Source organism: Alteriqipengyuania sp. (assembly GCF_964222115.1).
GTDB lineage: Bacteria > Pseudomonadota > Alphaproteobacteria > Sphingomonadales > Sphingomonadaceae > Alteriqipengyuania.
This window is the reverse complement of sequence record NZ_CAXQBM010000085.1, coordinates 1-12,683: the sequence shown is the minus strand read 5'-3', so window position 1 is coordinate 12,683 and position 12,683 is coordinate 1. Positions and strand designations below refer to the sequence as shown.

General features: G+C 63.3%; 14 protein-coding genes and 1 tRNA gene. 2 read left to right on the top strand and 13 right to left on the bottom strand.

Translation table 11 applies throughout. The features are described 5' to 3' along the window. Positions 1-13 precede the first annotated feature (13 nt). Together ACEQXE_RS14100 and ACEQXE_RS14095 are read right to left on the bottom strand one after the other, a co-directional pair. Positions 14-1,132: an SPOR domain-containing protein gene (locus tag ACEQXE_RS14100; RefSeq protein WP_372520159.1), complete on the bottom strand. Its 1,119-nt coding sequence runs from the start codon at positions 1,130-1,132 to the stop codon at positions 14-16. Position 1,133: 1 nt separating this feature from the next. Continuing rightward, positions 1,134-2,162, bottom strand: a complete 1,029-nt coding sequence (locus ACEQXE_RS14095) for a lytic transglycosylase domain-containing protein (protein WP_370180290.1) — start codon at positions 2,160-2,162, stop codon at positions 1,134-1,136. Between the two features lie 109 nt (positions 2,163-2,271). Here ACEQXE_RS14095 and ACEQXE_RS14090 point away from each other — a divergent pair. Next, a tRNA-Ser gene (locus tag ACEQXE_RS14090) sits at positions 2,272-2,361 on the top strand. A gap of 136 nt (positions 2,362-2,497) precedes the next feature. Here ACEQXE_RS14090 and ACEQXE_RS14085 read toward each other — a convergent pair. The 7 genes from ACEQXE_RS14085 to ACEQXE_RS14055 all read right to left on the bottom strand — a co-directional run bounded on the left by ACEQXE_RS14085 (position 2,498) and on the right by ACEQXE_RS14055 (position 7,403). After that, the gene (locus ACEQXE_RS14085; RefSeq protein ID WP_370180288.1) at positions 2,498-2,677 is read right to left on the bottom strand and encodes a hypothetical protein; all 180 of its coding nucleotides are present in this window, start codon (positions 2,675-2,677) and stop codon (positions 2,498-2,500) included. Between the two features lie 40 nt (positions 2,678-2,717). Beyond that, positions 2,718-3,068, bottom strand: coding sequence for a hypothetical protein (locus ACEQXE_RS14080; RefSeq protein ID WP_370182710.1), 351 nt, complete (start codon positions 3,066-3,068; stop codon positions 2,718-2,720). Positions 3,069-3,105: 37 nt separating this feature from the next. Further along, positions 3,106-4,518: a dihydrolipoyl dehydrogenase gene (gene lpdA, locus ACEQXE_RS14075; RefSeq protein ID WP_370180284.1), complete on the bottom strand. Its 1,413-nt coding sequence runs from the start codon at positions 4,516-4,518 to the stop codon at positions 3,106-3,108. Positions 4,519-4,676: 158 nt separating this feature from the next. After that, a complete protein-coding gene (locus ACEQXE_RS14070) occupies positions 4,677-5,096 on the bottom strand; it encodes an acyl-CoA thioesterase (RefSeq protein WP_370180283.1) in 420 nt (139 codons plus the stop codon). Next, complete coding sequence (locus ACEQXE_RS14065) at positions 5,093-5,662, bottom strand: endonuclease domain-containing protein (RefSeq protein ID WP_370183296.1); 570 nt, start codon at positions 5,660-5,662, stop codon at positions 5,093-5,095. The genes ACEQXE_RS14070 and ACEQXE_RS14065 overlap by 4 nt, the downstream gene beginning before the upstream one ends. After that, positions 5,623-6,147 (bottom strand): hypothetical protein, encoded by a 525-nt coding sequence (locus ACEQXE_RS14060; RefSeq protein ID WP_370180281.1) that lies wholly within the window; start codon positions 6,145-6,147, stop codon positions 5,623-5,625. Before ACEQXE_RS14060 ends, ACEQXE_RS14065 begins: the two co-directional genes overlap by 40 nt. After that, positions 6,144-7,403: a pyruvate dehydrogenase complex dihydrolipoamide acetyltransferase gene (locus tag ACEQXE_RS14055; protein WP_370180280.1), complete on the bottom strand. Its 1,260-nt coding sequence runs from the start codon at positions 7,401-7,403 to the stop codon at positions 6,144-6,146. The genes ACEQXE_RS14060 and ACEQXE_RS14055 overlap by 4 nt, the downstream gene beginning before the upstream one ends. 150 nt (positions 7,404-7,553) lie before the next feature. Here ACEQXE_RS14055 and ACEQXE_RS14050 point away from each other — a divergent pair, with 150 nt between their 5' ends. Then, positions 7,554-8,012 (top strand): universal stress protein, encoded by a 459-nt coding sequence (locus ACEQXE_RS14050; RefSeq protein WP_370180278.1) that lies wholly within the window; start codon positions 7,554-7,556, stop codon positions 8,010-8,012. 30 nt (positions 8,013-8,042) lie between these two features. On the opposite strand, the gene ACEQXE_RS14045 is transcribed toward ACEQXE_RS14050, so the two are convergent. The 4 genes from ACEQXE_RS14045 to ACEQXE_RS14030 all read right to left on the bottom strand — a co-directional run. Beyond that, positions 8,043-8,558: a peroxiredoxin-like family protein gene (locus ACEQXE_RS14045; RefSeq protein WP_370180276.1), complete on the bottom strand. Its 516-nt coding sequence runs from the start codon at positions 8,556-8,558 to the stop codon at positions 8,043-8,045. Between the two features lie 67 nt (positions 8,559-8,625). Next, on the bottom strand, positions 8,626-10,956 hold the full coding sequence (gene rnr / locus ACEQXE_RS14040; RefSeq protein ID WP_370180274.1) for a ribonuclease R: 2,331 nt from the start codon (positions 10,954-10,956) through the stop codon (positions 8,626-8,628). A gap of 75 nt (positions 10,957-11,031) precedes the next feature. After that, a complete protein-coding gene (locus ACEQXE_RS14035; protein WP_370180272.1) occupies positions 11,032-11,619 on the bottom strand; it encodes a DUF805 domain-containing protein in 588 nt (195 codons plus the stop codon). Positions 11,620-11,642: 23 nt separating this feature from the next. Continuing rightward, a partial coding sequence (locus tag ACEQXE_RS14030) for a His/Gly/Thr/Pro-type tRNA ligase C-terminal domain-containing protein (protein WP_370180269.1) occupies positions 11,643-12,683 on the bottom strand: 1,041 nt, incomplete at its 5' end.

Here is a 12,683-nt window from a genome sequence, read left to right as displayed (position 1 = left end):
TCGGGAGCAGCGGCTAGTCGCTCGTGTCTACGAACGCATCCCTATAGCCAGCGCTGCGTGCCTTGGCGAGGGCAGCGTCCGCTTCTCCACGACTGGCGAACGGCCCCATGCGCGTGCGATAGTAGTTGCCCGAGCGCACGACAAAGCCGCTAAGATCGTCCGCGGCGTCAATCGCATTATCCCTGCTCGAGAACGAACCGACCTGGATAATGTAGCGCCCACGACGCGGGGCAGGTTGTTCGACTTCGACCTGTACCTGGCCGGAGGTGCGGGGAATCGGCGTAGCCTGCTGCGGCGTCGGTGCCGGATAGCGTTGGGTGGGCAGACGGGCCACTTCGACCGGGCCGGGTCGCGGCGTGCCACCCGTCGGCGATTCGCCGATCGGCGCAAGGGCATAAGAGGTCTGCCGCGAGGGGGCCGATTGGTACCGATAATCGTCGAAACTATCCGCAACGGCGGACGATGGCCCCGGTTCGATCTCGGCGAAGGCTTGGTCGAAGCCCGTATTGCCGCGTTGTGGCGGGTTGGGATTCGTCCGCGACAGGCTCACCGATCCCGCAGCGGGCAACTGCTTGCGCAGCACGCTCAGAAGCGTGTCGGGCGTATCGAGCCGCGATCCTGCAGGCTGGCCGGATCGCAGGGCGGCGCGCTCGTACTCGGGCGGGTTGACGCGGCGCACGCGTACGGGTGCACCCTCACCCACTCCCAGCTCGCGCGCCGCGCCCTGCGACAGTCCGACGATCCGGGCAGAGGTCATCGGCCCGCGCCGCTCGGCGCGTGCGAGGATGGTTTTCCCCGTATCGAGCGCAGTCAGCTCTACATAGCTGGGTAGGGGCAAGGTCTTGTGAGAGATCGTGACACCGCGCGAATCGACCATGTCGAGCGTCGCGTAGCCGACCGTGTCGTAGCTCAGCACATCTGCGGGCGTGAACGTCTGCCCGTCGACCACATAAGGTTCGCCCAGCACTTGTGGATAATCGGCCTGCGGGCCGTTAATGGCGGCAGGGGATGTCGGCGTAGCCCGGTCGACCGCGTAATAATCGGCATTGGGTGCAAGATCGTAGTCGCCACTGCCGCCCGCACAGGCGGAAAGCGAGGCGATCAGACCGGCCGCTATCCCAAATTTCCGCACATTATCGGACAATCTCATCGGCCAGCAGCCCCACACTCATCGCATAGTAGTTGGAGCAGTTATATTCGAGGATAACGCGATAATTTGAGGTTAACAGCCACGCAGGGGTTCCCGGTCCGTCGGGCTGGAACAGGCTGACCAGCGTGTCCGGCGGCAGGCTGTTATAGGGCGTCACGCCGAGCGCGCGCCATTCGGCGATCGTTTTCCACTGGCTATGCCGCTCGTGCACGCGCGGGCAGACGGGCGCGACCAGCTTTGTGCGGTAGGCATCGACGTTGAAACCGCTCGGCACGCTGGCGCGCACGCCCCAGGGAATACCGGGACGCCAGCCTGCATCCTGGAAATAGCGGGCGATGGAGGCCATCGTATCGGCCTGGTTGGTGAAGATGTTTGCCATCCCGTCGCCATCGCCGTCGGTCGCGAGCCGCAGGTAAACGCTCGGCAGGAACTGCGGATTGCCGAAGGCTCCGGCCCAGCTGCCGACCAGCCGATCGCGCGAATAACCCTTGTCCGCCACTTTCAGCAGCGCGATGAACTCGCCTTCGAAAAGCGCGCGGCGCCGCCCTTCCCAAGCGAGCGTGGCGAGCGAGCGGGCGAGGTCGAAATTGCCGCGATAGCTGCCATAATTGGTCTCGTGGCCCCAGATCGCGATGATGATCTCTGCCGGCACGCCGTAATCCTGCCGGATCTGCCCGTGGAGCCGCGCAGTCTCGTTATAGACAGCCCGCCCCCCGTTGATGCGCGCCGCATCGACATGACGATCGAGGTATGGTCGCAGCGGCGGATATCCGGGTGAGGACGAGGATCCGGGCTGCGACCGATCGAGCTCGATCACGCGCGGATTGGGCGTCAGGTCCCATGTCATCCGCTGGATCGTGCTCTCGCTGACGCCCTCGGCGCGGGCCTTGGCGATGACCAGCTGCATATAGGCGTCGAAAGGCATGTCTTGCGCTGCGGCAGGCGTAGCAAGGATCGAGGCGATGGCCGCCGACAGGGCGAGAAATGTGCGGGGGAACTTCATGGCCAGCATGTCTGTCACACCGAAGGTTACTCGCCAATGACTTAGATGATGACAATCGCGGATGTGTTTCGGACGGTGACAAACTTGCGCCGAACCGTTAGCGGACCTCCCGCAAGTAGGACAGGTGGCCGAGTGGTTTAAGGCAGCGGTCTTGAAAACCGCCGTGGGTTTACGCTCACCGTGGGTTCGAATCCCACCCTGTCCGCCACCAATACGGGGCCGCACCGGCCCGTATGGTGGTGGATTGCGGTTCGGGAGTGAACCCAAGGGTTCGGACTCGGAGCCGCGAAGCGGCGTAGAGGGCCAAAGCGAAGCGGAGGCCTATCCCACCCTGTCCGCCAGCATCACCGGTCGCGCCGTTTGCCTTTGTCGACCAGAGATTGCGCCGCGCGTTCCTCCTCCGGGTAATCCTCCGGCGTCGCGGAACCCTGGTTCATCAACGCCCGGTGTTCCTTGACCAGTTCGCTGTCGTTCTCGCCATCAGGCTTGTCGCCGGTGGCCGGCGTCTTGCTATTGTCGCTCATGAAAAGGCAACGGCTGGAACCGCAGGTGGTTTCGTGGTGCTCAGTATACAAGCGCGTGATCCACCAGATAGGTGTCCGCAGGCCCCTTCACGATTACGAGAGAGGCCACCAGCTGATCGCTCGACTTCTCGCAGGACTGGGACCAGACCACCGCCACCGACCCTTTGCGCCTGAAGACCGCAATCGGCGCCCTTTTACCATACCTGCCGTAGTGTTCCTGAAAATCACGGCACGCGCGAACGAACCCCTCCTCGCTCACAAGCGACCTTAGCCGGGGCGTGAAATCGCGGACATGCCGTTCGAAATCGATCTCGTCCGATGCCTGCATGAGGTTGTCCATCAGTCGCTCGGCAATTGCCATGATTTCGGCATCGCTCTTGTCGGTCAGCATCGGGACTATCTTCGGCAAGACGGCGATCTTGGACAGTTCAGATATGCAGCGCTCGCCCATAAGCGCCGAGCACGCTTTCATGCATGCTCTCGCTGATCGTGGGGTGCGGGAAGACGGCCTGCATCAGCTCGGCCTCGGTGGTCTCCAGCGTCTTGCCGACGACGAAGCCCTGGATCATCTCGGTCACTTCCGCGCCGACCATATGCGCGCCCAGCAGTTCGCCGGTTTTTGCGTCGAACACGGTCTTGGTGAAGCCTTCCGCTTCGCCCAGCGCGATCGCCTTGCCATTGCCGATGAAGGGGAAGGTGCCTGCCTTCACCTCGTAGCCAGCTTCCTTCGCCTTTGCCTCGGTCAGGCCGACAGACGCGATCTGCGGGTGGCAATAGGTGCAGCCCGGAATGTTGTTGCGGTCGAGCGGGTGCGGATGGACATCCTTGTTGCCCAGTTCCTTGGCGATAGCCTCTGCGGCGGTCACGCCCTCGTGGCTCGCCTTGTGCGCCAGCCACGGCCCCGGCGTGCAATCGCCGATGGCCCATAGTCCCTTGGACTTCGTACGCCCGTAGGGATCGATTTGGATGAAGCCGCGATCCAGCTCGGCCAGCTTGTCGATCCCGATATCCTCGGTATTGGGCACGATGCCGATGGCGACGATGCAGTGCGAGAATTCGCTTGTCGAAACCTTGCCGTCCTTGTCCTTGATCTTGGCCTTCACACCCTTGGCATCGACCTTGATGTCTTCCACGCCTGCGCCGGTCATGATCGTCATGCCCTGCTTCTTGAGCCTCTTTTCGAGGAAGGCGGACACGTCCTTGTCTTCCACCGGCACAATCCGGTCTAGCATTTCGACCACGGTCACGTCGACGCCCATGTCGTTGTAGAAGCTGGCGAATTCGATCCCGATGGCACCGCTGCCGATCACCAGCAGCTTCTTGGGCATCTCGCCGGGTGTCATCGCGTGGCGATAGGTCCACACGCGCTTCCCGTCGGCCTTGGCGAAGGGCAGGTCGCGCGCGCGGGCGCCAGTGGCGACGATGATGTGCTTGGCTTCGAGCTTTTCCTCGCCCTTCTCGCCCTTCACGGTCAGCGTGGTCGGGCCGGTCAACTTGCCCTCGCCCATATGCACCGCGATCCTGTTCTTCTTCATCAGGTGCGTGACGCCCTGGTTGAGCTGTTTCGCAACGCCCCGGCTGCGCTTTACCACCGCCTCCAGGTCGGCTTCGATCTCGCCAGCGATCTTGAGCCCGTAATCCTTGGCGTGCTGTGCATAATGAAGGATTTCGGCGGAGCGGAGCAGTGCCTTGGTGGGGATGCAGCCCCAGTTGAGGCAGATCCCGCCAAGCAGTTCGCGCTCCACGATGGCGACCTTTAGCCCCAACTGCGCCCCGCGAATCGCCGCGACGTAGCCGCCCGGCCCGCTACCCAGCACGATAAGGTCGTATTTCTCAGCCATTGAAGCCTCTTGTCGGTTTGCCTGACACACCTGACACAGTGTCTAAGTGTGAAAAATCTCGGGGCCCGATGGCCCTGAACGGAAGCGAGCGGGAAGGAGCGATGCAGCGGTTTTGCATGCGCGCATCATGGCGGACCCCGCCCGTGTAGGACAGCACTTCAGCCATTATTGTCCGACATATGGGCCGGCGCGGGCTGTGCAGCCGCTGCCTGCATCCGCACCGGACGCGGATTGCCGTCGTCGTCTGCCAGCACGAACACGAACGTGCCCTTGCACACCAGCTTGGTCTCCTCGCCGTGGCGCGCGCGGGCGATACCCTCGGCAGCGATGGTGATCGAGGTGTTTCCTTCGCGCACGATCTCGCAATAGATATTCAGCTCGTCGCCCAGCGCCATCGCGGCGGGGAAGCCGAAATCACTGGCCGCGACCACGTTCGCGCGGCCCTGCCCTTCGCGGCTTGCCAGCGAACCTGCGCCGAGAGCCATCTGGCTCATCAGCCATCCGCCGAACACGCCCCCATAGGGGTTCATGTCGGTCGGCATCGCGGTGACGCGGATTTGAGGGGAGCGCTCGGTCATGACCCCGCTCTAGGCTTCGCTAGCCCGCTGCGCGAGCAAGCTTCGCCATCCTCTCCCGCGAGGGGAGAGGAGATAAGCCCCTCTCCCCTCGCGGGAGAGGGGTTGGGGAGAGGGGGCTGAAGCGCGGCGGCAATCGCGGTCACCACGCCGTCTTCGTTCTCCATCACCTGGTTGTTCCAGAAACGCAGGACCCGAAACCCTTGTGAAGAAAGCCATTTGTCGCGCATCTTGTCGTGCTGTTTATCCGCATGCTGCGATCCATCGACCTCGACAATCAGCCGCGCTTCGTAACAGACGAAATCCACGATGAATCGACCGATCGGCTGCTGTCTTCGAAATTTCCAGCCATTCAACCGCTTGGCGCGAAGGCGACTCCAAAGTCGGCGTTCCGCATCGGTTGGAGCTTGGCGCATCTCCTTCGCGTGGGAGAGTGTATCGCTCTTGCCCCCTCTCCTTCCCACGCGCTGACGCGCGCGGGCCCCTTCCTCTCCCGCGAGGGGAGAGGAGATATTTGGAGCGGCGCTCATCACCCCGCGATGATCGTCACGAATTTCTTGCTGACCCACCCCTGCGCGCAAGGGCCGGTATAGTTGCGCGGGGTCGGCACCGGGCTGTCAGTGCCGCAATCGCGTGTATCGTCGCCCTTGTCGTAGACCACGCCGTACCAGCCATTGCTCTCGGCACAGATATGCACGCCCTGCCCAGGATCGAGCCGGTCGCGCTCCTTCACTTCGGCGCTCGGCGCATCTCGGACCGAGAGGTAGTTGTCGCCCTTGGGATTGAGCCCGGTCACTTCGCCATAGCTGCCACAGGAATCCAGCTCCGGCCCGTCGACGCCAATGCGGATCGGCATCGGGATCGGCCCGTCGTAATTCATCGCAGGCGGTGCAGGCGTTTCTGCGGTTTTTTCCGCCGGAGTCAGGATGTCCGCGGGCGAGGCCTTGGTGGTTTCTTCGGGCTCGGGCGTTTCCGAGGTGCCATCGGCAGGGGCGCGCTCGCACGCGGTAAGTACCAGCGCGAGCGTTGCGGTGAGAACGAGAGAGGTCTTCATAACATCATCCCCATTGGTTGTTCACACATCTGCTTGAAAGCTTCCATCAGCTGCGCGCCTTCCGCGCCGTCGATGGCCCGATGATCGAAGGAGCCGCTGGCGGTCATCACCGTGGCTGGTACGATCTGGCCGTTCTCTACCCACGGGCGCTGCTCGCCCGCGCCGACCGCCATGATCATGCCCTGCGGCGGGTTGATGACCGCGTCGAACTGCTTGATCCCGAACATGCCGAGGTTGGAGATGCTGGCGGTGCCGCCCTGGTATTCGTGCGGCTGCAGCTTGCCCTCGCGCGCCTTGCCCGCAAGCTCCTTCATCTCGGTCGCGATCTCGGGCAGGCTCTTTCGATCCGCGCCGCGAATGATCGGGGTGATGAGGCCCTTGGGCGATGCGACTGCGACGCTGATATCGGCGCGCTGGTAGCGATGCAGCGTCTCGCCCTGGAAGCTGACATGCGCCTGCGGTGTGCGCATCAGCGCCTTGGCCAACGCCTTGATCAGGATATCGTTGACCGACAGCTTGATACCGTCCGCCTCGAGCATCTTGTTGAGGTCCGCGCGCGCGGCGAGCATTGCGTCGAGCCGGATGTCCACGCTGAGGTAGTAGTGCGGCACGTCCTGCTTGGCAGCAGTGAGCCGCTTGGCGACGACTTTGCGTACGCCGGAGACCTTTTCTTCGGCGAACGGCGCATCGCCATCCATCGCCACCGGAGCGGAGGTGCCGGCGGCCTGTTGCGCGGCGGCCTGTTTGCCCGGTTCCGCATTCTCGACATCGGCCTTCACGATCCGCCCGCGCGGCCCGCTGCCCTTCACGCTGGTGAGGTCGATCCCCTTGTCCTCTGCGATCCTGCGCGCGAGAGGGGACGCGAAGATGCGGTCTCCGTCCTTCGCAGGTGCTGGAGCAGGTGCAGACGCAGGCGCGGGGCTCGGCTTCTCAGCCTTCTCTTCCGAGACTTCAGGCTTTTTCTCTTCCTTCGCCGGAGCAGGCGCGCCCTTCGCGGCGTCTTCCACGCTCTCTCCATCGGCGGCCATAATCGCGATGACCGTGCCGACCTTAACCCCTTCGGCGCCTTCCTCGACCTCGATGGAAGCGATCGTGCCCTCGTCGACAGCTTCGAATTCCATAGTCGCCTTGTCGGTCTCGATCTCGGCCAGCAAGTCGCCTGCCGAAACCTCGTCACCCACCTTCACCAGCCACTTTGCCAGCGTCCCCTCCTCCATCGTGGGCGAAAGCGCGGGCATCTTGATCGGTGTGGGCATAAAGGCGTGTCCTGCGATAAATCGTGTGGCGATGGGCCCCGCCGTAGCGGCATATCAACCTGTTGGGCCGCTTTGGCCAATTTGACCAAAGCCTGCAAGCGCCTTGCCATGCATACGAATTTGTGCCGATAGCAGGGGCTGGAGGGCACGATGGGCGTATATCTGGTCATTATCGACGAGACGGAAGAGGCGCGAAAAGCGCTGCATTTCGCGATGCGCTGGGCGCAGACGAGCGGCGGCTCGGTGCAGATCCTTGCGATCGTGCAGCCGCAGAACTTCAACGCATTCGGCGGTGTGCAGGCGACCATCGAGCAGGAGGCGCGCGACCGTGCCGAAGCGATCGCGACCAGCGCGGCGGGCAATGTCTATTCCGAAAGCGGCAAGATGCCCGCGATTGCTGTGAAGGTGGGCGAGGCCAACCGAATCGTGCGCGATTACCTGGCCGAAAACCCCGACGTCATAGCACTGGTACTCGGCGCAGCGGCGGAGGGGCCATCGGGCCCGATGGTGACCCACTTTTCCGCGCATACCGGCAGCCTGCCCTGCCCGCTGGTGATCCTGCCGGGCGGAATATCGATCGAGGATGTGGACCGCATCGCGGGCGCGTAGTCCAATCCTTGGCGGGCCCGGCACAGCGACCTAGGTCACCGTGCCGCGGACAGGATAATCGTTTTCCAGCACGAATTCGATCCCGCTGAGCAATTCATCGAGTGGCGGGCGCGTGAACGGCGCGCTCTGCACCTCTTCGAAATAGAGTGTGCCATCCGGCTTTATAAGGAACAGTCCGGGTTCGGAAAACCGCTCCGGCTCGTCGCTGTCGGAGCGCTTCTCGGAGATGAACAGACCCCATTCGCGCGCCTGGTCTTCGGGCAGATCGTAGACCAGCGGCAGGTCGTGCGTTTCCCACTCCTTGTGGGCCACCATGGCGCGTTCCTCGCTATCCATCGAAATCGCGAAGGGAGAGACGCCTAACTTGGTGAATTTCTCCAGCTTGCCGCCGAGTTCTTCCAGATAGCGCTTGCAGATCGGGCAATGCTTGCCGCGATAGAACACCAGCATCGTGAAGTTTTCGGGGCATTGCTTGGAAAGTTCGAAGCGCGCCTGAATGGTGAGCGGAAGGTCAATGTCTGGGACCTTCTGTCCAGGGGTAAGCATGGGGGATTCTCCTTTCCCCATCGAACGATGCTCGGGCGGCGTACGTTCCCTCCCCGACGGGCCGGTACTACTTCTTCTTGCGGCCCTGATGCCGTATGTTGCCCGGCCTGCCGCGCTTGCCGACCTGGTGCTTCTTCTTCGCATCCATCTTCGGACCAGACGGCTTCGGACCCCTCGGCTTTCCTCGGTGGGGCCTGCCTTCGCGCGCTTTCGAGGCATCGCCGCCGGGCACTTCGAAGCGGAGCGCGCCGGTGAGTGGATTGGCCTCGACCAGCTTCATTTCCAGCCGCTGCCCGGTTTCGTAGCGTGTGCCGCTATCCGCACCGACCAGCGCCTTGGCCGCCTCGTCGAAATGGAAGAACTCGTCGCCGATGGTGGAGATCGGCACCAGTCCGTCGCCCCCCAGGCCCACGATGGTCGCGAAGAAGCCGAAATTCTGGACGCCGGTGATCCGCGTCTCGAAGGTCTCGCCCACGCGGCCTGCCAGCCATGCGGCGACATAGCGGTCGATCGTGTCGCGCTCGGCTTCCATCGCGCGGCGTTCGGTGCGACTGATCGCCTCGCTGATCTTGCCCAGATCGCTCCGGTCGATATCGCTCAGCCCGCTGCTTTCGGGGATCTTTCCACCCTTGGGCTTGGGCTGCTCGAGCTTGAGTGTATCGACCAGCGCGCGGTGCACCAGCAGATCCGCATAGCGGCGAATCGGCGATGTGAAGTGCGCGTAAGACCCTAGTGCGAGGCCGAAATGGCCCTGATTGTCCGGCCCGTAATAGGCCTGGGTCTGCGTGCGCAGCACCGCCTCCATCAGCAGCGCCCTCTCCTGCTCGTCGCTCACGTCCTTCAGGAAGCGGTTGAACAGCGTGGGCGTGATGACCTGCCCCATCGCCAGCTTCTTGTCCTGCGTGCCGAGATATTCCTTCAGCGCGAGCAGCTTCTCCCGGCTCGGTTGTTCGTGGACACGGTAGACCACCGGGGAGTTCTTCGATTCGAGCGCCTTGGCCGCGGCGACATTGGCGGCGATCATGAAATCCTCGACCACGCGGTGCGCATCGAGCCTTTCCTGAACGCGGATTTCGGCGATACCCCCTTCCTCGTCCAGGATCACACGGCGTTCGGGCAGGTCGAGGTCCAGCGGATCACGCGCTTCACGCGCTTTCCACAAGAGTCCCCAGGCTTTCCACAGGTTATCCAGCGTTTCATCCGCCTCGCCCGCATCGATCCGCCTCTGCGCTTCCTCGTAGGCGACATTTTCCGCCAGCCGCACGACGGCGCGGGTAAAACGCCACTTGAGCAGCTCACCCTCGGGCGAGATTTTCAGGTGACAGACCATTGCCGCGCGATCTTCGTTTGCCTTCAGCGAACACACGTCAGCGGAGAGGATTTCGGGCAGCATCGGGATGACGCGGTCGGGGAAATAGACCGAATTGCCGCGCTTCCTCGCCTCCCGGTCCAGCGCGCCGCCGGGCCGGACGTAATGCGAGACGTCCGCGATGGCGACGATGGCGCGAAAGCCGCCCTTGTTGTCCTCGCTATCATCGGGCGCGGCCCAGATCGCATCGTCATGGTCGCGTGCGTCTGCCGGGTCGATGGCGATGATCGGCACATCGCGCAGGTCTTCGCGCTTCTCGGTGGTGACGGGCAGCTTGGCGGCCAGATCAGCCTCGCTCAGCACCGCCTCGGGGAAGACATGCGGGATGCCATGCTTTTCGATGGCGATCAGGCTGAAGCTGCGCGGGGCCAGTGGATCGCCCAAAACCTCGGTCACGCGAACGCCTGCACGCGGCCCCCGCCCGGTCGGCTCGGCGGAGACAAGCTGGCCTTCCTCGGCGGTGCCGATATCGGAGATGGGCGAGGAATTGCGCACCTTCTTGTCCACCGGGGCGAGCCAGAACTTGCCGCGACCGTCCTTCTCGACGACGCCGATCAGGCCTTCGGTGCGCTGCGGCAGCTTCTTCATCGGGTGTGCGCGCCAGCCCTTCGGGGATTCTTCGGTTCGCGAGAGAATGCGGTCGCCCACCTTGAGCGCGGGCATGCCCTTGCTGCCCCGACCCCTGCTTTTTTCGACCACCGTCAGACGCGGCGGCGCGGCACCATCGTCGGGCTGCCAGTTCTCGGGCACGGCAATCGCCTCGTCATCGTCGATCTCGACAATGCGCAGTACGGTGACTTTCGGCACGCCACCCATGCGGTGATAGGCGGTCTTCTTGCCATCGATCAGGCCGTCTTCGGCCATGTCTTTGAGCAGTTTCTTGAGCGCGATCTTCTCCTGCCCCTTCAGCCCGAAGGCCTTGGCAATCTCGCGCTTGCCGACTGTGGTATCGGAGGACTGGATGAATTCGAGGACCTGCTTCTGCGTCGGCAGGCCCTTGGGGAGCTTTTTGTGGGGGCGTTTGGCCATGTCAGGCCCTTAAACGCATAGGATCGCCACTGCTATCCCGACAACTGCTTCGCTCCAGACGTAATGTACCTGGAGCTAGAAACGCTGCGGCTCTTCGCCATACCTGTTCGGCCCGTCATCCGATTTCCAGATTCCGAATACGATCACGGGGATATAGGCGAGGTAACCTAGGGCGCTATACCGATAGAGTTGCGATTGCAGCGCAACCTGCTGGTCGGGATCGGTCATCGTCATCATCTCTTCGGTCAACGCGATCGTCGCGTCGATATTGACGAGGTTGAAAGCCAGCGATCCGAGATAAGGCACGAGGACCAGCAGCAGCCACCAGCCGGTCTTGCCCGAATCGTGCAATCGCCGGACGAAGGCTGCCGAGAACAGGATGCTCGCGATCGCACCGATTACGACGGCGATCAGAACCTGGCTCTTCATCATACCGCCTATTTTGCCGAGCATCGCGCTTTGCACGTCCTGCTCGCCTCCGCCCGCCTGTGCCACGCCAAACGCTCCGGTGGCCATTTCGGCATACATCGGAATCGCGGCGATCATCCCCAATGCAACTTGCAGGACGAACAGGAACAGCATGTAGAACCAGAAGGTCTGCCGCGCATCGCGCCCGTCAAAATTGAAGATGTTGGCGAAATTGTATTTTATCGATCCGAACATGCTTCACCCTCCCCCGTACCGGTTTAATATGCCCGGGCGACATAGACCCGCTCGACCGCCGGCTCGCCGGTAAAGATGCAAATGCCATCAACAGGCGTCGCATCGCGCGGCACGTTGCGCACGGTCAGCTTCTGCTCCTTCAGCTGCTCGACGACCTTTTCCAGCGCCTCGCCGGTCGGCTTGGCCCACTGCACTTCGACCCAGCCGGGGTACTTACCGCCCTTGGCGAAGAATTCGACGACGCCATCCCAGCTATCGATCCCGGTCGCGATATTCGTATCGCGGCGCTCCGCAGCCTCGGTAAACAAGGCCTGCTGGATGTCGCCCAGCACGCCCGGGATCGTCTGGCCCGCGATCTCGCGCGTGGGGGCCTGCGATTTGAGCTTGCCCGTTTCCATGTCCCACAGATCGTCGCGGCGGATCAGCGTGACGACGCCGTTCTCCATATCGCGACCGCCGACCTCGACGATGATCGGCGCGCCCTTGCGCACCCAGTCCCACCGCTTTTGCGCGGGCTTGCCCGGCTTGGTGTCGAGCAGCACGCGCACCGGCTCGCCCAGCGCGTTCTGCCCGGCGAGCGTGGCGCGCAGGCCCTCGCAATAGTCGATCAGCGCCGCATCCTCGTCGTTTCCGCGCAGCATCGGCAGGATCACGACCTGCCACGGAGCGATCCGGGGCGGCACGCGCAGGCCGTCATCGTCGCCATGCGTCATGATGACGCCGCCGATCAGCCGCGTGGAGACGCCCCAGCTGGTCGTGTGCGCGAACTGCTCGCCGCCTTCCTGCGCCTGGTACTTGATGCCCGAGGCTTTCGCGAAATTGGTGCCCAAATAGTGGCTCGTGCCTGCCTGCAGAGCCTTGCCGTCCTGCATCATCGCCTCGATCGACCATGTCTCGACCGCGCCGGGGAACCGTTCGTGCTCGGGCTTCTCGCCCGCGATCACCGGCAGCGCGAGGTCTTCCTCGGCCATCGCGCGGTAGACTTCGAGCATGGTCAGCGTGTGGTCCTTCGCCTCCTCGGCAGTGGCGTGCGCGGTGTGACCTTCCTGCCAGAGGAATTCGCT

Bases quoted from the DNA above. Each gene is read 5' to 3' on its own strand.
- ACEQXE_RS14055 (WP_370180280.1), bottom strand. From the start codon at position 7,403: ATGCCCACACCGATCAAGATGCCCGCGCTTTCGCCCACGATGGAGGAG.
- ACEQXE_RS14045 (WP_370180276.1), bottom strand. From the start codon at position 8,558: ATGCTTACCCCTGGACAGAAGGTCCCAGACATTGACCTTCCGCTCACC.
- ACEQXE_RS14080 (WP_370182710.1), bottom strand. From the start codon at position 3,068: ATGCTGACCGACAAGAGCGATGCCGAAATCATGGCAATTGCCGAGCGA.
- ACEQXE_RS14050 (WP_370180278.1), top strand. From the start codon at position 7,554: ATGGGCGTATATCTGGTCATTATCGACGAGACGGAAGAGGCGCGAAAA.
- ACEQXE_RS14060 (WP_370180281.1), bottom strand. From the start codon at position 6,147: ATGAAGACCTCTCTCGTTCTCACCGCAACGCTCGCGCTGGTACTTACC.
- rnr (WP_370180274.1), bottom strand. From the start codon at position 10,956: ATGGCCAAACGCCCCCACAAAAAGCTCCCCAAGGGCCTGCCGACGCAG.
- ACEQXE_RS14085 (WP_370180288.1), bottom strand. From the start codon at position 2,677: ATGAGCGACAATAGCAAGACGCCGGCCACCGGCGACAAGCCTGATGGC.
- ACEQXE_RS14070 (WP_370180283.1), bottom strand. From the start codon at position 5,096: ATGACCGAGCGCTCCCCTCAAATCCGCGTCACCGCGATGCCGACCGAC.
- ACEQXE_RS14035 (WP_370180272.1), bottom strand. From the start codon at position 11,619: ATGTTCGGATCGATAAAATACAATTTCGCCAACATCTTCAATTTTGAC.
- ACEQXE_RS14095 (WP_370180290.1), bottom strand. From the start codon at position 2,162: ATGCTGGCCATGAAGTTCCCCCGCACATTTCTCGCCCTGTCGGCGGCC.
- lpdA (WP_370180284.1), bottom strand. From the start codon at position 4,518: ATGGCTGAGAAATACGACCTTATCGTGCTGGGTAGCGGGCCGGGCGGC.